Origin of the sequence: uncultured Algibacter sp. (assembly GCF_905480415.1) — a bacterium.
Taxonomy (GTDB): Bacteria; Bacteroidota; Bacteroidia; order Flavobacteriales; family Flavobacteriaceae; genus Algibacter_B.
The window spans coordinates 1-22,217 of the sequence record NZ_CAJQQI010000007.1 but is presented as its reverse complement, the minus strand read 5'-3'; the positions used below and the strand labels follow the sequence as shown (position 1 = coordinate 22,217).

Here is a 22,217-nt window from a genome sequence, read left to right as displayed (position 1 = left end):
GGGAAGAAGTTACTGAAGATACTTTTAAGAAAATATTTAAAACCTGCAGTAAAAGGAACGAAGTTTTCCGAATTAAAAAGAAAGATCAATTTTTTAAAAGATTAGAGGGATTCCTTAAAAGGATTATTATATTTTTACGTTTACTTAATTATCCATTTTTATGAGTGAAGAAAGCAAACGAAGAGAGGCCCTTATATATCACGCAAAACCAACTCCTGGTAAAATAAAAGTTGTTCCAACCAAAAAATATGCTAGTCAAAGAGATTTGTCTTTAGCATACTCTCCCGGTGTTGCTGCGCCTTGTATAGAAATTGAAAAAGATAAAGATGCGGCCTATAAATATACTGCTAAAGGTAATCTAGTAGCTGTAATTTCTAATGGAACTGCTGTTTTAGGTTTAGGAAATATTGGTCCTGAAGCTTCAAAACCTGTTATGGAAGGTAAAGGTTTGTTATTCAAGATTTTTGCGGACATTGATGTTTTTGATATTGAAGTCGATACAGAAAATGTTGAAGAATTTATTCAAACAGTAAAAATGATAGCACCTACTTTTGGTGGGATTAATCTAGAGGATATTAAAGCTCCTGAAGCTTTTGAAATTGAAAAACGTTTAAAGGAAGAGTTGGATATTCCAGTAATGCACGACGACCAACATGGTACAGCTATTATTTCGTCAGCAGCCTTATTAAATGCAGTAGAACTTGCTGAAAAGAAACTTAGCGATGTAAAAATAGTTATAAGTGGTGCAGGAGCAGCCGCCATTTCATGTTCACGTTTATATCAAGCCTGTGGGGCGAAACGTGAAAATATGGTCATGTTGGACAGTAAAGGTGTTATTAGAGATGATAGAGAGAGTTTAACTCCAGAAAAAGCTGAATTTGCGACTGATAGAAAGATAGATACACTAGATGAAGCCATGAAAGATGCCGATGTATTTATTGGGCTTTCTATGGCAGATATAGTAACACCAGATATGCTTTTGGTTATGGCTAAAAACCCAATAGTTTTTGCTATGGCTAATCCAAATCCTGAAATAAAATATGATATTGCAGTTGCTACCCGAAAGGATATTATTATGGCAACTGGTCGTAGCGACCATCCTAACCAAGTAAATAACGTACTTGGATTTCCATTTATTTTTAGAGGAGCTTTGGATGTGCGTGCAACCAAAATTAACGAAGCTATGAAAATGGCTGCAGTTAGAGCCTTAGCTAGATTAGCAAAAGAACCTGTTCCAGAACAGGTTAACATTGCTTATGGCGAAACACGCTTAACATTTGGTAAAAATTATATTATTCCAAAACCTTTTGATCCGCGTTTGATTGCAGAAGTTCCTCCAGCTGTTGCTAAAGCGGCTATTGAAAGTGGAGTTGCAAAACACCCGATTACAGATTGGGAAAAATATGAAGACACTTTGCGTGAGCGCTTAGGGTCTGATAATAAATTAGTTAGATTATTGTTAAATAGGGCTAAGCTCAATCCGAAGCGTGTTGTTTTTGCTGAGGCAGATCAGCTTGATGTTTTAAAAGCAGCTCAAATAGTACATGAAGAAGGTATTGCAATTCCCATTCTTTTAGGAAGAAAAGAGACTATAAAAATACTTATGGCAGAAATTGAGTTTGATGCTGATATCCTTATTATAGATCCTAAAGAAGAAGAAGAAAACGACAGGAAAAACAAATATGCCAAAGTATATTGGGAGCAGCGTAAACGCAGAGGTGTAACATATTATTCTGCACAACGATTAATGAGAGAGCGTAATTACTTTGCTGCTATGATGGTTAATGAAGGAGATGCAGATGCTTTGATTTCTGGTTATTCTCGTAATTATCCAACGGTTGTAAAACCTATGTTAGAGCTAATTGGAATGGCAAATGGTGTTTCTAAAGTGGCTACGACTAACTTAATGATGACTAAAAGAGGGCCGTTATTTTTAAGTGATACGTCTATAAATATTGATCCTGATGCAAAAAGTTTAGCGAAGATTACGCAAATGACTTCCAACGTTATTAAAATGTTTGGTTTGAAACCAGTGTTAGCTATGGTTTCTTATTCTAATTTTGGTTCCTCAGAACACGAAAAAGCATCAAAAATAAGAGAAGCGGTATCTATTCTTCACCGGCGTCACCCAGATATGGATGTTGATGGTGAGTTACAAACAGATTTTGCTTTGAATGACGAGATGCTTCGCGAACGATTTCCTTTTTCTAAATTAGTTGGTAAAAAGGTAAACGCACTTATTTTTCCAAATTTAGATTCAGCAAATATTACTTATAAACTTCTGAAAGAACTTAATGAAGCGGATTCCATAGGACCTATTATGATGGGGATGAGAAAACCGGTTCATATTTTACAATTGGGTGCAAGTGTCGACGAAATTGTAAATATGAGTGCCATTGCTGTTATAGATGCACAACACAAAGAAAAATGGGAATTATAAAATGCTGAGGGTAAGTAAATGAAATGTGAATAATTTTATTACATTTGGTTGTTTAACAAATTGCTCTAAATGATAACACATATTCAAGGAAAACTTTCTGAAAAAAACCCAACACATGTTGTTATTGATTGCAACGGTGTGGGCTATATGCTTAATATTTCTCTGCATACCTATTCTCAAATTTCTGACAAGGAACAGTTAAAGTTATTTACTCATCTTCAAGTTAAAGAAGATTCTCATACTTTATATGGTTTTTCATCTTTAGCAGAACGAGAAATTTTCAGATTATTAATTTCTGTTAGTGGTATAGGTGCAAGTATTGCAAGAACTATGTTATCATCTTTAACTCCAAAACAAATAAGAGAAGGGATTGCCACTGGAGATGTCGTTTTAATTCAGTCTATTAAAGGAATTGGAGCCAAAACGGCACAACGTGTTATTTTGGATTTAAAAGATAAAATCTTAAAGATTTACGATATTGATGAAGTTTCTGTTTCTGGAGGCAATACGAACAAAGATGAAGCGTTATCTGCTTTAGAAGTGCTTGGTTTTTTGAAAAAACAGGCAGAACGTGTTGTGGATAAAATTATGGTAACTCAACCTGATGCTGATGTTGAAACTATCATAAAACAGGCCTTAAAAAATTTATAATATATTTTGAACCGAACTAACCATAAAATTTACAACTTAACGAAACAATCTCTCCTAATAGTCTTTGTGCTATGCTATTCGTTAGTAGGTTGGTCTCAGCAACCTGCACAAGATTCCGTAAAAACAGGATTTAGTTTGGGTAATATTAAAATACCAAATCCTAATAGTGTAGAGTCTAAATATACGTACGACCCACTAACGGATCGTTACATTTATACCGAGAAAATAGGAGAATTTAATATAAACTATCCTATCATTCTATCACCCAAAGAATACTATGCTTTAGTTGCTAAAGAAAATTTGCGACGTTATTATAAAGATAAAATTGATGCGTTTGATGGGAAAAAAGAGGGTTCTGAAGACGAGCGTAAAAATTTACTTCCAGAATTTTATGTAGACTCTGGTTTCTTTGAAAGTATTTTTGGAAGTAATACCATCGAAGTTGTTCCACAAGGATCTGTTGAAATGGATTTAGGGATGCTGTTTTCAAAACAAGATAATCCATCTTTTTCACCAAGAAATAGAAGTAATTTCACATTTGATTTTGATCAGCGTATTAGTTTAAGTTTGCTAGGTAAAGTTGGCACAAGACTTCAGGTTACGGCTAATTATGACACACAATCTACTTTTGATTTTCAGCAACTCATAAAATTAGAATATACACCAACCGAAGATGATATTATTCAAAAAATAGAAGTTGGTAATGTGAGCATGCCTTTGAATAGTTCTTTAATTACAGGGGCACAAAGTTTATTTGGTGTAAAAGCACAACTTCAATTTGGAAAAACTACTGTAACGGGAGTATTTTCAGAACAAAAATCTCAAGCTAATACGGTTATTGCACAAGGTGGTGGTACACTTGAAGAATTTGATTTTTTTATTAGAGAGTACGATGAAAATAGGCATTTCTTTTTAGCACAATATTTTAGAGATGAATATGATAATGCGTTGGCAAATTATCCATTCATCAATAATAAAGGTTTACAAATAACACGATTAGAAGTTTGGGTTACCAATAGAAGTAATAGAACCGAAAATGTTAGAAACATTGTTGCGCTTCAAGATTTAGGAGAATCATTCTATAGTTCTACACAGCCTGAAAATGATAACTTATTATTAGATCCTATACCAGGAGGATTCATAAATACAACCAGTACATTTCCTGATAACGGAAATAACGATTTTGATCCAATTGCTATAGGTTCGGGTTCAATTCTAACTGAGCAAATAAGAGATATCTCCACTGCAGATCAAGGTTTTGGGTCTTTAAATAATCAAGTTAATGAAGGTGGAGATTATGCCAAACTTGAAAATGCTAGAAAATTAATCAATGGGCAAGAATATAATTTAAACACAGAGTTAGGGTATATTTCATTAAATCAACGATTAAATAATGATGAAGTATTAGCTGTTGCATATCAGTATACTGTGGGAGGTCAAGTGTATCAAGTAGGTGAATTTGCTAATGATGGTCTTGATGCCACTGATGTTGATACAAATGCCCAAGGACAAGTGACTTCTGTAGTTAATACAGCCCTAGTTTTAAAAATGCTGAAGAGTAGTATTACTAATGTAAATCAACCTGTTTGGGATTTGATGATGAAAAATGTCTATGATACAGGGGCTTATAATTTAAGTCAAGACGATTTTACCTTAAACATTTTCTACAACGAAGCATCTCCATTAAACTTTATTTCACCAGTTGGAGCTAATTTTGATTTGGATATTAATGGAAACCCAGTTAACGGGAGTACACCAAGTGACGATCTTATTGAAAACTCACCTTTATTGCGTGTTTTCAATCTAGATAAATTGAATTTTAATAATGATCCACAATCTAGGGGAGATGGTTTTTTTGATTATGTTCCAAGAATAACGGTAATTCCTCAAAATGGAAAGATTGTATTTACTAGTGTTGAACCTTTTGGTGAATATTTATTTAATGTATTAGGTGGTGGTGAATACAATAATGACAATTCGTTATATAATGATGACCAGAGAAAATATGTTTATGACATTCTTTATAAAAGCACAAAAACAGCAGCTTTAGACGAGGTTGAAAAAAATAAATTCAAACTTAAGGGGCGTTATAAGTCTTCTGGCGGTGGTGATGGTATTCCAATTGGTTCATTTAATGTGCCTCGAGGTTCTGTTAGGGTTACTGCTGGTGGTCGTGTGTTAGTTGAAGGTATTGACTACACTGTAAATTATCAATTAGGACGTGTTCAAATTTTAGATGAATCTTTAAAAGCATCAAATACACCAATTCAGGTTTCAACAGAAAACAATGCTGTTTTTGGGCAGCAAACTAGGCGTTTTACAGGGTTAAATGTAGAGCATAAATTCAATGAAAATTTTGTTTTAGGTGGAACCTTATTAAACCTTAACGAACGGCCTATTACACAAAAAGCAAATTTTGGTAATGAATCTATAAATAATACCATTTTCGGATTAAATGGAAATTATTCTACCAAAGTACCTTTCTTAACGCGATTAGCAAACAAATTACCAAATATTGATACTGATGTAGAATCTAATTTATCACTTCGTGGTGAATTTGCTTATTTGGCTCCAGGTGCTCCAAAAGGTACTAATTTTAATGGTGAAGCCACATCATATATTGACGATTTTGAAGGGTCGCAAAACGGTATCGACTTAAAATCGCAACAGTCGTGGTTTTTATCTAGTAGACCTTTAGATATAAATGGTAATGGTAATCCGGATGAGCTAGAAGATGAAGCAGGCATTCAAAATGGTTATGGTAGAGGGCTTTTAAACTGGTACACTATTGACCCTATTTTTTATAGTAGTCAACGACCTGGTGAAATATCTGACGACGATGTTTCTAATTTATATACAAGTCGCGTTTTTATTAATGAATTGTTTCCGGAAAGAGATTTAGTACAAGGGCAAAACTCGGTATTATTTACATTGGATTTAGCCTATTATCCAGAAGAAAGAGGGCCTTATAATTTTGAGCCAGGTTCTGAAGATGATGAATTAGATAATCCAATTGATAGTTGGGCAGGTATAACAAGACAAATTACTTCTACAGATTTTGAACAGCAAAATGTGGAGTATATTGATTTTTGGTTACAAGATCCATTTCAAGACAGCCCAACAAATCCCGGAGGAAAGTTAGTTTTTAACTTAGGTAATATTTCTGAAGATATTATAAAAGATGGTAAAAAACTTTATGAGAACGGATTGCCAGATGATGGTGATGTTTCTATATTAAGACAACAACCAACAAGTTGGGGAACCATAGTGCCTCAAAATCAATCATTAATTTATGCTTTTGATACAACAGGAGATGAGAGAAACAATCAAGATGTTGGTTATGATGGTTACGATGACGCTAACGAAATAGATGTTTTTGGAAGTCAATTTGGTGATGATCCAGCAAAGGATAATTACGCATACTTTTTAAATGCTGAAGGAGATGTTTTTGAACGATATAAAAAATATAACGGAGTGCAAGGAAATACTCCGGATACATTCACTAATACTGATAGAGGTGCTAATACTCAACCCGATGTAGAGGATATTAATCGTGATAACACCATGAATACGATTGATAGTTACTTCGAATATGAATTAGATCTTACAAGACAAAATTTGCCGCAATCACAAGCTGATTTTGATAATCTTCCAGATTCAAACCCTTTAAAAGAATTTTTAAGAGACTTTAAAGACAGACCACGTTCATTACCTAACGGAGATTCACGAAATGTAAGATGGTACCAATTCAGGGTTCCTGTTCAAGGAAGCCATGTTAAAGCAGTTGGGGGTATAAATGATTTGCGTTCGGTAAGGTTTACAAGAGTCTATCTAAAAGATTTTCAAGAAGCAACAGTGTTCCGTTTTGGAACTTTAGATTTAGTTAGAAGCGATTGGAGACGCTATACACAAGCTTTAGATAAGAATGACCCGACGCCAGAGGATCCGCAAACCGAATTTTCTGTAGGTGTAATTGGTACTCTTGAAAACGAAGGAAGTTATCAAAGACCTCCAGGAATTGAGCCAGAACAGTTATTTAATAATAATACGGTTGTGCGTCAAAATGAACAATCCTTAGTTGTTAAGGCGTGTGACCTAGAAACTGAAGATTCAAGAGGTGTATTTAAAAATATAAATATTGATATGCGCCAGTACAAGCGTATGAGAATGTTTATGCATGCCGAAGATGGTGAGTCTGGAACAGGAGATTTAGCTAGTGATGATTTAGTTGGTTTTATTAGAATGGGTAATGACCTTACCGAAAACTACTATCAAATAGAGATTCCTTTACAGGTGTCTACATCTACTAGTAGAGAAGGCTTATGGCCAACAGCCAATGAGATTAATTTACCAATTGAAATTTTAGGAAAAATTAAAGCTCAAGGTATTTCAGATATGACTTTAGGTGATGAAGACCCTACATTCTATGATGTTGTAAATGGTGAAATAGTACCAGTTTCTAATCCATTTGGAGGGTATACTGTAGGTCAACATCGAGTTGGGATTAAAGGAAATCCTAATTTTGGTGATGTAAGAACGCTTATGGTTGGGATTAAAAATGCTTCAGGAGACAATGACCTTTGCGCCGAAGTATGGTTTAATGAATTACGCTTGTCAGAGCTGGATAATGAAGGTGGTTGGGCGGCTGTTGTAAGTTTGGATACTAATATTGCAGATTTTGCAAACATAAGTGCAACAGGAAGACAAAGCACTTCTGGTTTTGGCTCTTTAGAACAAGGTCCTAGTCAACGTAGTTTGGAAGATGTAAAGCAATATGATGTCGTTACCAACATTAATGTTGGTCAATTACTACCAAAAAAGTGGGGAATTCAAGTACCATTTAATTATGCGCAAAGTGAAGAGCTCATTACACCAAAGTACGATCAGTTTTATAAAGATCTAACTTTAGACTCTAGATTAGATGCAGCAGATAGTAATGCTGAAAGAGAAGAAATAAAACAACAATCTGAAGATTATACAAAACGACAAAGCATTAATTTTATAGGCGTTAGAAAAAATAGAACAACCGATAAAAAACCTCGTTTTTATGATGTTGAAAACGTCACATTTAATTATTCATACAATAAAGTTGAGCATAGAGATTTTGAAATAGAAAATTCAGTTAACAAAACACTGCGTATAGGTGCTAATTATGCACATAATTTTAATCCTGTTACCATTGAACCGTTCAAGAAGAACGACTCACTTTTCACTGGTAAATACTGGAAGATTTTGAAAGATTTTAATTTCAATTTATTGCCAACAAGTTTTACAATCAATACAGATGTAAACAGGCAGTTTAATAAACAAAAGTTTAGAGAAATAGATTTAACTGCGGATAGTGGTAATATTGGTATTGAAGAATTATTTAGAAGAAATTACACCTTCGATTTTCAATATGCTATTAATTATAATTTAACTAATTCATTACAATTTAACTTTACTGCAGCCAACAACAATATTGTTCGTAATTATTTTAAAGACAATGATTTAATTGCAGGAGAACAAGATCAAGATTTAGATGTTTGGGATGGTCTATTAGATGTAGGCGATCCAAATAGGCAAACTCAAAACCTTGGGATTACCTATCAATTACCACTTAATAAAATACCAACATTTAGTTTTATTGATGCAACATACCAATATACAGGTAGTTTTCAGTGGCAAAAAGGTTCTGATTTATTTGGAAACTTAGAGGTCAATGGTGAAACTTATGATTTAGGGAATACCGTTCAAAATTCAAACGTTCATAATATTAACATGTCGTTAGATATGAAACGTTTTTATAAGTATATAGGTTTGGTTAAAAAGCCAATTAGAAGAGTAAGAACAAGGGCTACACCCGGTGGTGCACCTCCTGGAACGAAACAAGACAACTCTAAAAAGACAATTAAAAAACCAAAAAATCAATCCGTTACAAAACTATTAAATGCAGGTGTTGATATTTTAACAAGTATTAAAAGAATTCAAGTAAACTATTCTGAAAATAATGGAACGTTCTTACCTGGTTATACCAATACTCCAGGGTTTATCGGTACGTTAAAGCCAACAGTAGGCTTTACATTTGGGAGTCAAAGCGATGTTAGATACTTAGCTGCAAGACGCGGCTGGTTAACAACATTCGATGAGTTTAACCAACAGTACACAGCCACAAACACGAAACAATTGGATATTTCTGCAAGTCTACAACCGGTTCGAGATTTAAAAATAGATGTCGTTGCGAATAGGGCATATTATCAAAATTTTACTGAGAATTATAGAGTGGAAAATGGAGTCTACAATCCGTTAACACCTAATACTTTTGGTAATTTTAATATTTCAACGATTTTAATTAAAACAGCATTTGGTAAAAGTGATGAAATAAACGCTCCTGCTTTTGATGATTTTAGAGCAAACAGATTAAAAATTGCAGAAAGGTTGGCTGAAAAATTCTATGGAACTGATGGGTACACCAGAGATGTAGAAGGGTATCCTGAAGGTTTTGGAAAAAATAACCAAAAGGTCTTATTGCCAGCATTTTTAGCCGCTTATTCTGGGCAAGATGCCAACAAAATAACAACCAGTGCTTTTAGAGATGTTCCAATACCAAACTGGGATTTAAAATACACAGGTTTCATGAAGTTTAAGTGGTTTAAAAAACGATTTAAGCGGTTTTCTGTAACCCATGGCTATCGTTCAGCATATACCATTAATCAGTTTAATACTAATTTGAATTTGAATTTAGATTCTGATGATAATGAAGCACCCGTTCCTGGAATTCCTTATTCTGATCCAAGTCAGCCAGATGAAGGGAAAGATCAATCAGGTAATTTTAAGAATGAACAACTATTCAGTAATATCAATTTAACAGAATTATTTAGTCCGTTAGTTAGAATAGATATGGAAATGAAAAACTCTGTTAGAATTCTAGCAGAAATCAAAAAAGATAGAATGTTATCATTGAGTTTTGATAATAATTTAGTCACTGAAGTTCAAGGAAATGAATATATACTAGGATTAGGATACAGAATTAAAGATTTAAGTATTCGCTCTAAATTAGCAGGACCAAAAAAGCGTATTGTTAGCGATTTAAATATGAAAGCAGATATTTCTGTAAGAGACAACAAAACAATTATTAGGTATTTAGACTTAGAAAATAATCAAATTACATCTGGGCAAACCATTTGGGGATTAAAATATTCAGCAGATTATGCGTTTAGCAAAAACTTAACTGGGATTTTTTATTTTGATTATACGTTCTCAGACTATGCAATTTCAACGGCTTTTCCGCAAACAACAATAAGGTCTGGTTTTACTATCAGATATAATTTTGGTAATTAATAAGTTATATATTTGGATTTAAGATTTGAATAAATACATTTGTTGAATAAACACATTTAAAATCATAAAATGAACATTCCATCAGAATTAAAATATACTAAAGACCACGAATGGATTAAATTAGATGGTGATATTGCTACCATTGGAATTACTGATTTTGCACAAAGCGAATTAGGAGATATCGTCTATGTTGAAGTAGAAACCTTAGATGAAACTTTAGAGGTAGATGAGGTTTTTGGAACCGTTGAAGCTGTTAAAACAGTATCTGATTTGTTTTTGCCATTATCAGGGGAAATTATTGAGTTTAATGAAGGTTTAGAAGATGAGCCTGAAGTTGTAAATTCAGATCCATATAATGCTGGATGGATGATAAAAGTCAAGTGTTCAGATTTATCACAAGTTGATAAACTCATGTCTGCAGACGATTATAAATCACTTATAGGTGCTTAAAAAAGCAACCCTTTTAGCAGCTCTAGGATATTCAGTTGCATTAGGTACAGTCAGTTTAATCACATTAAAAGACCTCCCGAATGTCCAGATTTCTTTTGCTGATAAAATATTTCATTTCTTAGCATATAGCCTTTTTACTGTTTTATGGTATTTGGCTTTTTTTTATGCCTTTAGTTTGAAAAAAGGAAAATCAATAGTTTATGCTGTGGTTTTAGCTATATTATTTGGTACAGTTATTGAGGTTCTACAAGATACTATGACATCCTCAAGAGCTTTAGATATATATGACGCTTTTGCTAATACTTTAGGGGCATTATTTGCAGCAATGATAATAGAAATTAAAAATAGTTTGTACGTTAAAAAATCTTAAACACTTGTTTTTTTGACAAATAAATAGTTATTTTAGCAATCTTGATAAACGATTTAAATTATGGAATCTAAAAAAAATACCAAAGCAAATGTTGGACGTAACAGTTCACTTTACTTCGCAATTGGATTAGCAGCAATGTTATTCATAACAAACTATGCCATTAATTACAAAACATACGACAAATCTGCTATAGACATCGGACAATTAAATCTAGATGAGTTAGATGATGAAGAAATTCCAATTACAGAACAAATTCAAACACCACCACCACCACCACCACCACCGGCAGCGCCAGAAGTAATAGAGATTGTTGAAGATGAAGAGGAGGTAGAGGAAACGGTTATTGAGTCTACTGAAGTTGATCAAGAAACAGAAATTGTAGAAGTTGAAGAGATTGAATTAGAAGAGGTAGATGAAGATATTGATGTACCATTTTCTGTAATTGAAAATGTACCAGTTTTTCCAGGTTGTGAGAAAGGAAATAACGCTGCAAAAAGAGATTGTATGTCTAAAAAAATATCACAATTTGTAAATAAAAAATTTAATACTGATTTGGCTGGTGATTTAGGTTTGTCAGGAAGACAACGTATAAACGTTATTTTTAAAATTGATAGAACTGGTAATGTTGTTGGCATTCGTGCTAGAGCTCCACATCCAGGGTTAGAAAAAGAAGCTAAAAGAGTTATTGGTTTATTGCCTAAAATGAAACCAGGAAAACAAAGAGGTAAACCAGTGAACGTTCCATATTCATTACCAATTATATTCCAAGTTCAAGATTAGGAATAAATATCCATATTTATATACATTAAAACCTCGAAGCTAGTCTTCGAGGTTTTTTGTTTTTCATCCTTTAGGAAAGAACAACTGTTATTAATTTTAGTCGTGAAATGATATCACTAAGATACAACAACAAGGATATAGGTGTACTTTAGAATCTTCTTGTAGTATTTCAGGTTCGTTAATAAGAGCTATTTATAATTTCATGCTCTTAAAATCGTTATCACTTATGTGATATTGGTTTTTCCTAGTCTAAATTTACTTCAGGTTCTTGTCTGGTAACCTTTGGTTATTGACGTTCTTATCATAGTATAAGTATGACTAGAATCTAAAAATATAGTATCTTTCTAGCCTAAATTAATTCTTAACAAGAAAACATGAAGCAATTCATTGCACTACTCCTACTTTTAGTTCAATATAATTCCTATTCACAAAATGCTTTATTATCTGAAAAGCCACCAGTTTTTCCTAATTGCGAAAGTGTAGCTATTGATTCTTTACAGGCATGTTTTGATAAACATGTTTATGATAATATTTACAATAATTTTAAAGTTCCAGAGCGTGTTACAAAAGAAAATTACAAAGGCGAAGTTGTTGTGATTTTTGAGGTGGATACTACGGGTCAGTTTCGAGTGATTTATACAGACGCTTTGTTTAATGAATTAAAAGAAGAAGCTAAACGTGTTTTTTCTGATTTCCCTAAGACAAAACCAGCAACTTATAACGGCAGAAAAACATTCAAACAATATTCTATTTCTATTAAAATACCATTAACAGATCAAGTTGTGGATACTGAAGATTTAACTAAAGAAAAAGAACTTTCTAAGTTAGAAGAATCTGCTAAGCAAGAGTTTGACGGTATTGATAAAGCACTAAAAGCTTTTGAAAATAAAATTTTTAAAAGTCAGTTAAACATTCAATTTACGCATAGTGACTATGCTAGGTTTGATAGACAAATGAATCTTATTGGTACGAATAGCCATACGGCATCTAAACCTTTTGTTTATGAAGAGGTTTCAAAATATTATGATTTTGAAGGGGAACAAGAACGATTAAAAAAAGAAACCGAGAGTTGGGCAGGAAAGAAATTGTGGAATGAACATTTAGTGCAGTTACAAGGCGAAGATTACTGGTTTACCGTCGATCCTATATTAGATTTACAAGTAGGTAAAGATACTGATGCTGAATTTAGTTCAACATATAATAATACCAGAGGATTTTTAGTACAAGGAGGTTTGGGCAGTAAATTAAATTTTTATGCTTCTGTTTTTGAAAGTCAAGGACGATTTGCAGATTATGTAAATAGGTATTCTGAAAGTTTAAAAGCATTTGGACCAGATCCAGCCATTATTCCTGGTCGAGGTATTGCAAAACGTTTTAAAACGGATTCTTATGATTATCCAGTAGCTGAAGCCTATTTATCTTTTACACCAGCAAAATATGTAAATATTCAATTTGGACATGGTAAAAATTTTATTGGTGATGGGTACCGTTCGTTGCTGTTAAGTGATGTTGCGAGTCCGCATCCGTTTTTAAAATTGAATACTAAATTCTGGAAAATAAAATATACTAACACTTGGATGTGGTTAAAGGATGTTCGCCCAGAAGTAGAAGAGGATAAATCTTTTTTGACTAAATATATTGCGAATCATTATCTAAGTTGGAATGTGTCAAAACGTTTAAATATAGGTTTATTTGAATCTGTGTTATGGACTAATTCTAACGATAGAGGGTTTGATGTAAACTACTTAAACCCTGTTATTTTTTATAGGGCTATTGAATTTGAAACAGGACAAGGAGCTGGTAATGCTCTGATGGGAGCTTCAGCGAAGTATAAATGGAATGATAATGTGAACGTTTATGGTCAGTTTATCTTAGATGAATTTTCGTTAAGTGATGTTAAAGGTGGAGAAAAAAGCTGGAAAAACAAATTCGGTTATCAGTTAGGTGTGAAATATTATAATGCGTTTAAAGTTGATAATTTATTATTACAATTTGAATATAATCGCGTAAGGCCATACACGTATTCACACAATACCATTGTATTAAACTATGCGCACAACAACCAATCTATGGCACATTTATGGGGTGCCAACTTTAGTGAGGCCATTATAATTGGTCGTTACCGTTACAAACGCTGGTTCGGTGATGCTAAATTAATTTTTGGTACTCGTGGATTAGATTTTAATAATGGTGCTGATAATTTTAGTTATGGCGCTGACATTTATAGAAATTATAACGACAGACCTTTTGATACAGGTGTTGAAGTTGGTCAAGGTATAAAAACAATAACCTTTAACGGTAATTTACAAGCGGGTTATTTGATCAATCCTGCTACTAATTTAAAGGTGTTTACTGATATTACGGTTAGAAATTTTAATCCTGAAGCCATAACGACGTCAACATTTAAAAACAACACCGTTTGGTTTAATTTTGGAGTTAGAACCGATTTGTTTAATTGGTATTTTGACAACTAGACTTTGTTATTTCTAAGCAGGAGGAGATTTTTAAAATTAAATTTCTAATATTCAATAGGGCTCGCGTTAGGGATTGCAGAGAAAATCCTTTTTGTAAGGCACGGACAAAAATATTGTAACGGAAAGTCCGACCCTTGTGGTAACGCCCAAAAATAAATAACAACTACTTTTTTAAACTTTGATAAAAGGTTCTTCGTATTTTTTCTGAAGAGATAAAACAGCAGCCATAATTTAAATCGTCATAGGTTTTGGTTAAGCTGGAATTGGAAACAACAGCTTTCTCCGTTTTTCCATTACTAATTTCGGTCTCAACTTTATTTTTCAAGCTTTCTAGCATGTTTAAAAACGCAGTGTATTCCTTTTTGTTTGATATGTCGCCATGACCTGGGATTATTTTGGTGTTATCGTCAATTAAAATCATGGTACTTTTTACAGCTTCTATGTATCCGGTAACGGTACCTCCAGAGTTTAAATCGATGTATGGGTAGCGTGCGTTAAAATAGGTGTCGCCTGTATGTAATACGTTGCTTTTTGTGAAATATAATAGCGCATCTCCATCGGTATGGGCATTATCTACATGAAAAATAATGACTTGCTCGCCATTAAAATAAAGACTTAGTTTATCATTAAAAGTAAGTATTGGAAGTGACGCATCGGATTGTTTTGGGTTGTTTTTTACACGTTTATACACATTATCGTGAGCAATGATGGGTGTGTTTAGTTTAGATATGTTTTCGTTACCGCCTGTATGATCTCCGTGGTGGTGTGTATTCGCTAAAAACTTAATGGGTTTGGTACTTAGTTTTTTAATAGCTTCGAAAATTTTTGGAGTTAAGGGCGCAAATTGACTATCAATCATAAAAACACCATCGTTACCAACTGAAATTCCAATATTCCCGCCTTGTCCTTCGAGCATATAAATATTTTCGGTTAGTTTATGGGTTGTGATAGTTACCTCTTTGTTTTGTGCACAAGCTGAGGTAATCGACCCAATGAGAAATATTAAAAAAATGTAGTTTAAAGTTTTCATAAAGTGCAATTGGGAATTATAATCACACTAAAAATACAATTTTTTAACGGAGGTGGCTTCTTTAAATTTAGCGTTAAAGCATTGCTCAAATTGCTTTTATAGAGTATCTTTGCACTCGCAATACAAAAGATGTCAAGAACATACAACATTGAGTAATTCAAAATCTTCATTAGCAACTCCTTCTGTAATCTCAGATTTTAAGGAAATCACAAAAATGCGATTAGCATTAAGCGTTGTATTTTCTTCGCTTGCTGGCTATTTATTAGGTGTTGAAACGGTAGATTATAAAACTTTAGTTTTATTAGCTTTAGGGGGTTACTTTATGGTTGGAGCTTCAAATGCTTTTAATCAAATTATTGAAAAGGATTTGGATGCCTTAATGGATAGGACTAAAAACAGACCTATCCCTGCGGGGCGAATGTCTGTGAATACGGCTTTTGTTATAGCTTCTATATTTACTTTAGCAGGAATTATAATTTTATACACCATCAATAAGCAAACGGCTATGTTTGGTGCGATATCTATTTTTATTTATACTTGTGTCTATACTCCTTTAAAAACAAAAACACCTATTTCCGTATTTGTTGGCGCTATTCCTGGTGCTATTCCGTTTATGTTAGGCTGGGTTGCGGCTACTGATGATTTTGGTATTGAACCTGGAACCTTGTTTGCATTGCAATTCTTTTGGCAATTTCCACATTTTTGGGCTATTGGTTGGTTTCTTTATGAAGATTATAAAAAAGGTGGTTTTTATATGTTGCCAACAGGAAAGCAAGACAAGGGCACTGCAGTTCAAATTATAATGTACACTATTTGGACAGTTTTAGTGTCTATTATCCCAGTGTTTGGCTTTACTGGTAAGTTGCAACTATCTATTGTTGCAGCGATTTTAGTTTTTATGGCAGGCATGTGGATGTTGTATTATGCCATAGGATTATTTAAGAAAATGACTGAAAAAGCAGCAAAACAATTAATGCTTGTTAGTGTGTTTTACATCACCTTAGTGCAAATTATTTATGTTGTAGATAAATTTATCAGATAAATTATGGATTTAACACAAGGTACTCAAGGAGAAAAAAATAGTAGAGCAAAAAAAATGATGCTTTGGTTTGGGATTATTTCCTTAATTATGTCCTTTGCTGGATGGACAAGTGCATTTGTAGTTAGTAGTTCGAGACCAGATTGGTTAAAAGATTTCCAGTTGCCAAATGCTTTTATAGTTAGTACAATAGTAATAGTTATTAGTAGTTTTACCTTTATTTTAGCAAAACGTGCTTTAAAGAGCGGAAACCACAAAGCAACATCACTTTGGTTGTTTACAACATTAATTCTGGGTGTTGTTTTTATTTTCAATCAGTTTTCTGGCTTTCAACGAATTATTGATTTAGGTTATAATTTCACAGGACCTACGAGTAATGTAACGATGTCTTACATTTATTTGATAGCTATTGTGCATATTTTACACGTTGTTGTTGGGTTAATTTGCTTGTTGGTGGTTATTTATAATCATTTTAAACAAAAGTATAATCCGACTAATATGTTAGGTTTCGACTTGGCAGTAACTTTTTGGCATTTTATAGATATACTGTGGGTTTATCTCTTTTTGTTTTTATATTTTGTAAGGTGATTTATAGTCATTTTCAATAGGCTTACAAAGCATTAAAGACACCCCTTTATCTAGAGTGTTTAAAATTCAGTTATTGATGTTTCGTTAGATAAATAAAATGATTATTTTTGTGCAACTTTTAAATAACAACCATTAAATATGAGTACAGCAGTAGCAGAAGGTAAAACTTGGGGAGGTGGTAATGAACCACTGAAATCAAGTTACGGTAAAATGATGATGTGGTTTTTCATCGTATCAGATGCTTTAACATTCTCAGGGTTTTTAGCGGCCTACGGATTTTCAAGATTTAAATTTATTGATTCATGGCCAATTGCAGATGAAGTGTTTACTCACTTTCCATTTTTACATGGTGTAGACGCACCAATGTACTATGTGGCATTTATGACGTTTGTCCTTATTATGTCGTCTGTAACAATGGTATTAGCTGTTGATGCTGGTCATCAAATGAATAAGTCTAAAGTGACTATATACATGTTTTTAACCATTATTGGTGGTTTAATTTTTGTGGGGTCTCAGGCTTGGGAATGGAATACTTTTATAAAAGGAGATTACGGCGCGATACAAACAAAAGGTGGAAATATTTTACAGTTTGTTGATGCTGAAGGACACCGCGTTGCAGTAAGAGATTTTGCAGTTTCAGATGAACATAAGGATCGAACACAGCACCAAAGTAAAAATGGATTATGGTTTGTTGATGAAGGAACGCTTCCAGCTTATACTATGGATGAAGTAATTCATGGTTTACAAGCTAATAAAGATGTTTTAGTGCGAACTCAAATTATAAATGAAGAAGGTGAAAAAACAGTTTTATCAAGAGCTGAATCTCTAAATCAAGTAATGAAGAATGGTAAATTGTATGTTGAAGGAGCAAATCTTCATGTAAATGAATATGGTTCGCCATTATTCGCAGATTTCTTTTTCTTTATAACAGGGTTTCACGGGTTTCACGTATTTTCAGGTGTTTTAATAAATATCATTATTTTCTTTAATGTTGTTTTAGGTACATATGAAAGACGCGGAAGTTACGAGATGGTTGAAAAAGTAGGGCTGTATTGGCACTTTGTAGATTTAGTTTGGGTATTTGTATTTACATTCTTCTACCTAGTTTAATTGAATTAAAATATATTTCATCCCAATAGATATCGGGATCTAAAAAAGCATTTAAAATGGCACACGAGCATAAATTAGAAATATTTAGAGGGTTAGTAAAATTCAAATCCAATACTCAAAAAATTTGGGGGGTTTTAGTTTTCTTAACTATAGTTACTGTAATTGAGGTTGCTTTGGGTATTGTAAAACCAGAAAGCATGATGGCTAAATTTTTAGGAATGAAAATCTTAAATTGGGTCTTTATCATTTTAACCATAGTAAAAGCATATTATATTACTTGGGATTTCATGCATATGCGTGATGAAACTAAGGCTTTACAACGTATGGTAGTTTGGACTGCTATTTTTCTTGTTCTATACTTATTATTTATCTTATTACAAGAAGGCGGTTATGTTTTTGATGTATATGATAATGGTTACATAAAAAAAGATTTTTAACGACTAAAATTAGTTAAATACAAACAAAAAGGCGGTTTTTAAACCGCCTTTTTTTATTTTTGCATAGCGTTAAAACAATTATTTAATGGATTATAAAAAGGTAAGTCGATATGTTGTATTGGGAATTTTATTCTTTCTTCCTGTAACTTTTTTATTGTTTCTATACCCAGCTACACATAATTATGCACCGTTAGATATTGTAAATAATTCTGTTTTAGATTTAGATAAGTTTACTTCAAATGCAGAAGATAAAGTCCTTTTAAAAGATCATATTACAGTTTTAGGTTTTTTAGGGAATAATCCAGTAAAAAACAGTACTGCAGCTTTAAACCTGAAAGAATTAGTCTATGATAAATTTAAAGGATTTAAAAAATTTCAGATAGTTATTTTAATGCCAAAGGGAACTGAGGCTGAAGCTCAAAAACTCAAAGGCGAAATAAGCTCGTATCAAGATTTACGATTTTGGAATTTTGTATTTGGTGAACCAAATGATATTAAACGATTATTTTTTAGTTTGAAAAAGGAGGCGAACTTAAAAGATAACTTATCGTCAGATCATGTTTTTGTAGTCGATAAGGATTTGAATCAACGCGGACGATTAGATGATAGAACAGATAAAGAATTAGAAAAAAACAAGCCAGTTTACAGCTTGTATTCCTACGATTGTATTGAAGTGTCAGAAATAAAAAATAAAATGAGTGACGATTTACGTATTTTGTTTACCGAGTACAGACAAAAACGAAAAGGTGAATTTAATTCTGATACTAGAAGAGCCAGTGATTTAAAATCTGAAAGCAATGAGTAAAAAAACAAATTATTCATATATAGGAATAGCATTTATTATTCTTGTTTTCGGAATCATTTTTGTTCCAAGAATTGTAGATAGAATTTCTAATAATGATATCTCAAGACAAGCAGGTCGAAGCGATCAACAAAAAGATCTGAATTCTAAAACCTCCGATTTAGTTTTTATTTCGAATAATGGCGAAAACCGCAAAGTACCAAACTTTTCTTTTATTAATCAGCACGGAAAAACGATAACTAATAAAGATTATGAAGGTAAGGTGTATGTAATAGAATTCTTTTTTACATCATGCCCAACGATTTGCCCAAGAATGAATAGAAATCTTATTCAAATTCAAAATGAATTTAAAGATTTCGAAGATTTTGGGGTGGCATCTTTCACCATTAATCCAGATTATGATACTCCCGAAGTTTTAAAAGTTTACGCAGAAAAATATGGAATAACAAATCCCAATTGGCATTTAATGACAGGAGATAAAGAGGTTATTTATAAATTGTCAAACGAAGGGTTTTATATTTACGCTGCAGAAAATCCAGATGTTGAAGGTGGTTTTGAGCATTCAGGTAATTTCGCATTAATTGATAAAAATGGATTTATAAGATGTAGAGTTGTAAATGGAAACCCTATTATTTATTATAATGGTATTACCTCTGAATCAGAACAAACAGATGAAGATGGTAAATTAGAAGAAATAAGTGCCTTAAAAGAAGATATAAAAAAGTTGCTAAATGAATAAATCAAAAGAAATATTAGACGAAAAGAAATACAACAAATTAATAGTTGTTTTATCAATTTTAATACCCGTTGTGGTGGCCGTTTTATTTGGAGTTAAAATTGATGCGGAACTGCCTGTTTTCTTACCACCAATTTATGCTAGTGTAAATGCAGTTACGGCATTGGTATTAATACTTGCATTTATGGCAATCAGGAAAAAAAATATAAAACTTCATGAACGATTGATGAAGTTCGCCATTATATTATCTGTAGTTTTTTTAGTGATGTATGTTGCATACCATATGACTAGTGATTCGACTCAATTTGAAGGCGAAGGGGTAATAAAATATTTGTATTATTTTATTTTAATAACCCATATTTTGCTTTCAATAATAGTTATTCCATTTGTGTTAATCACTTATGTCAGGGCCATAACTAATAATATTGAAAAGCATAAAAAAATAGCAAAAATCACTTTTCCGTTATGGCTATATGTTGCTATAACAGGAGTTGTAGTGTTTATTATGATATCACCTTATTACGTTTAGAAATGAAAACCAGAATAGTCTTTTTTCTCTTAACTCTTTTCTTTGTTATCAAGACTAATGCACAATGCGCTATGTGTCGTGCTGTGTTAGAGAGTGAAGAAGGGTTAACAACCGCAGAAGGTATCAACGATGGTATCGTTTATTTAATGGCTATACCTTATATACTGGTTGCAGGTATTGGTTATTTTATTTATAGAAAATATAATACGTTAAAAAAAGAATAAAAACTTTTTTCTACAGCTTTTGTTGCATTTCTTTACGTACTTAGTATAACTAAAAGCGTTGCCGCTTTACTAAACCGAACAACTCATGTTAAAGATTCATCAACTTCACAAATCTTACCCTATAGGAGATTCCAGTTTACATGTTTTAAAAGGAATTGATCTTAATGTTGAAGACGGTGAAATGGTAGCCATAATGGGATCTTCAGGTTCAGGAAAATCTACTTTACTCAATATTATTGGAATGTTAGATGAGGCTGATGAAGGTGAATATATTCTTGATGATCTTCCAATTAAAGATCTTACCGAAAAAAAAGCCGCAGTTTATAGAAATAAGTTTTTAGGTTTTATTTTCCAATCCTTCAATTTAATAAATTACAAAAATGCTCTTGAAAATGTGGCGTTACCTTTATATTATCAGGGTATGAAACGTAAAGAGCGTCAAGAGTTAGCTATGTTTCATTTAGAAAAAGTAGGTTTAACGGATTGGGCACATCATTTACCAAAAGAACTTTCTGGTGGTCAAAACCAGCGTGTTGCTATTGCTAGAGCACTAGCTGCAAACCCGAAACTTTTATTAGCTGATGAACCTACAGGGGCCTTAGATACCAAGACGTCTTATGAGATTATGGAGTTTATCCAGCAATTAAATGATGAAGGAAAAACCATTTTAATGGTTACTCATGAAGAAGATATTGCTAATATGTGTAAACGTATCGTAAGGCTTCGCGATGGTGTAATTATGGAAGACAAAAAAGTAACTCAAGTACGAGCAGAACAATATGTTTGATTTAGACCTTTGGCGCGAAATATTTCAAAGTATAAATAAAAATAGAACGAGAGCACTACTCTCTGGTTTTACGGTAGCATTTGCCATTATGTTATTTACTATCCTTTTTGGTATTGCTAATGGGTTAGAAAACACGTTTGAGAAGTTCTTTATTAGAACAGCTGAAAACGCAATTACTATAAGGTTTGGAACTACATCAAAACCATATAAAGGACTACAAATTGGAAGGCAGATTAGACCTAGCAATAAAGATTTAGCCTATTTAGAAAAGGAATTTGGTGATAACATAGAGTATATTTCAGCGAAAACATCAAGAGGTTATCAGGTTAGTTATAAAAAAGAAAAAGGAAGTTACACAATATCAGGAGTATCTCCTGACTATCAATATATAGAAAAAGCTGAAATTAAAGATGGACGATTTATTAGCTTGAAGGATGTAAAAGCTAAAGA

18 protein-coding genes are annotated in these 22,217 nt (G+C 32.7%); 17 read left to right on the top strand and 1 reads right to left on the bottom strand.

What is annotated here, in order from left to right:
- Positions 1 to 160 precede the first annotated feature (160 nt).
- From QZ260_RS00770 to QZ260_RS00740, 7 genes are all read left to right on the top strand, one after another.
- Positions 161 to 2,440, top strand: coding sequence for an NADP-dependent malic enzyme (locus QZ260_RS00770; protein WP_295981646.1), 2,280 nt, complete (start codon positions 161 to 163; stop codon positions 2,438 to 2,440).
- 69 nt (positions 2,441 to 2,509) lie between these two features.
- Positions 2,510 to 3,091, top strand: coding sequence for a Holliday junction branch migration protein RuvA (gene ruvA, locus QZ260_RS00765; protein WP_295981644.1), 582 nt, complete (start codon positions 2,510 to 2,512; stop codon positions 3,089 to 3,091).
- A 66-nt stretch (positions 3,092 to 3,157) separates the two neighbouring features.
- Positions 3,158 to 10,411 carry a cell surface protein SprA gene (gene sprA, locus QZ260_RS00760; RefSeq protein ID WP_295981641.1) on the top strand — a complete coding sequence of 2,418 codons (7,254 nt, stop codon included), beginning with the start codon at positions 3,158 to 3,160 and terminating at the stop codon, positions 10,409 to 10,411.
- A 69-nt stretch (positions 10,412 to 10,480) separates the two neighbouring features.
- Positions 10,481 to 10,861 (top strand): glycine cleavage system protein GcvH, encoded by a 381-nt coding sequence (gene gcvH / locus QZ260_RS00755; protein WP_271559177.1) that lies wholly within the window; start codon positions 10,481 to 10,483, stop codon positions 10,859 to 10,861.
- Positions 10,854 to 11,231 carry a VanZ family protein gene (locus tag QZ260_RS00750; protein WP_295981639.1) on the top strand — a complete coding sequence of 126 codons (378 nt, stop codon included), beginning with the start codon at positions 10,854 to 10,856 and terminating at the stop codon, positions 11,229 to 11,231. The genes gcvH and QZ260_RS00750 overlap by 8 nt, the downstream gene beginning before the upstream one ends.
- A gap of 60 nt (positions 11,232 to 11,291) precedes the next feature.
- Positions 11,292 to 12,011, top strand: coding sequence for an energy transducer TonB (locus QZ260_RS00745; protein WP_295981638.1), 720 nt, complete (start codon positions 11,292 to 11,294; stop codon positions 12,009 to 12,011).
- A 374-nt stretch (positions 12,012 to 12,385) separates the two neighbouring features.
- The gene (locus tag QZ260_RS00740; protein ID WP_295981636.1) at positions 12,386 to 14,485 is read left to right on the top strand and encodes a gliding motility protein RemB; all 2,100 of its coding nucleotides are present in this window, start codon (positions 12,386 to 12,388) and stop codon (positions 14,483 to 14,485) included.
- Positions 14,486 to 14,648: 163 nt separating this feature from the next.
- On the opposite strand, the gene QZ260_RS00735 is transcribed toward QZ260_RS00740, so the two are convergent.
- Positions 14,649 to 15,515 (bottom strand): MBL fold metallo-hydrolase, encoded by an 867-nt coding sequence (locus tag QZ260_RS00735; protein WP_295981634.1) that lies wholly within the window; start codon positions 15,513 to 15,515, stop codon positions 14,649 to 14,651.
- Between the two features lie 148 nt (positions 15,516 to 15,663).
- Between QZ260_RS00735 and cyoE the strand changes: the two genes are divergently transcribed.
- The 10 genes from cyoE to QZ260_RS00685 form a co-directional block, all read left to right on the top strand.
- The gene (gene cyoE, locus QZ260_RS00730; protein ID WP_295981633.1) at positions 15,664 to 16,557 is read left to right on the top strand and encodes a heme o synthase; all 894 of its coding nucleotides are present in this window, start codon (positions 15,664 to 15,666) and stop codon (positions 16,555 to 16,557) included.
- Positions 16,558 to 16,560: 3 nt separating this feature from the next.
- The gene (locus tag QZ260_RS00725; RefSeq protein WP_295981631.1) at positions 16,561 to 17,142 is read left to right on the top strand and encodes a cytochrome c oxidase subunit 3; all 582 of its coding nucleotides are present in this window, start codon (positions 16,561 to 16,563) and stop codon (positions 17,140 to 17,142) included.
- Between the two features lie 138 nt (positions 17,143 to 17,280).
- Entirely contained in the window at positions 17,281 to 18,252 is a 972-nt protein-coding gene (locus QZ260_RS00720) for a cytochrome c oxidase subunit 3 (protein WP_295981629.1), read from the top strand.
- 56 nt (positions 18,253 to 18,308) lie between these two features.
- The gene (locus tag QZ260_RS00715; RefSeq protein ID WP_271559185.1) at positions 18,309 to 18,689 is read left to right on the top strand and encodes a cytochrome C oxidase subunit IV family protein; all 381 of its coding nucleotides are present in this window, start codon (positions 18,309 to 18,311) and stop codon (positions 18,687 to 18,689) included.
- Positions 18,690 to 18,774: 85 nt separating this feature from the next.
- Positions 18,775 to 19,494 (top strand): hypothetical protein, encoded by a 720-nt coding sequence (locus QZ260_RS00710; protein WP_295981626.1) that lies wholly within the window; start codon positions 18,775 to 18,777, stop codon positions 19,492 to 19,494.
- Positions 19,487 to 20,230, top strand: coding sequence for an SCO family protein (locus QZ260_RS00705; protein WP_295981624.1), 744 nt, complete (start codon positions 19,487 to 19,489; stop codon positions 20,228 to 20,230). The genes QZ260_RS00710 and QZ260_RS00705 overlap by 8 nt, the downstream gene beginning before the upstream one ends.
- Entirely contained in the window at positions 20,223 to 20,756 is a 534-nt protein-coding gene (locus QZ260_RS00700; protein ID WP_295981621.1) for a DUF420 domain-containing protein, read from the top strand. The genes QZ260_RS00705 and QZ260_RS00700 overlap by 8 nt, the downstream gene beginning before the upstream one ends.
- Positions 20,757 to 20,758: 2 nt before the next feature.
- Positions 20,759 to 20,980: a hypothetical protein gene (locus tag QZ260_RS00695; protein WP_295981619.1), complete on the top strand. Its 222-nt coding sequence runs from the start codon at positions 20,759 to 20,761 to the stop codon at positions 20,978 to 20,980.
- An 85-nt stretch (positions 20,981 to 21,065) separates the two neighbouring features.
- Positions 21,066 to 21,767, top strand: coding sequence for an ABC transporter ATP-binding protein (locus tag QZ260_RS00690; protein WP_295981617.1), 702 nt, complete (start codon positions 21,066 to 21,068; stop codon positions 21,765 to 21,767).
- Positions 21,760 to 22,217: ABC transporter permease (locus QZ260_RS00685; protein WP_295981615.1), on the top strand; the 458-nt coding region annotated here is incomplete at its 3' end. The genes QZ260_RS00690 and QZ260_RS00685, both read left to right, overlap by 8 nt.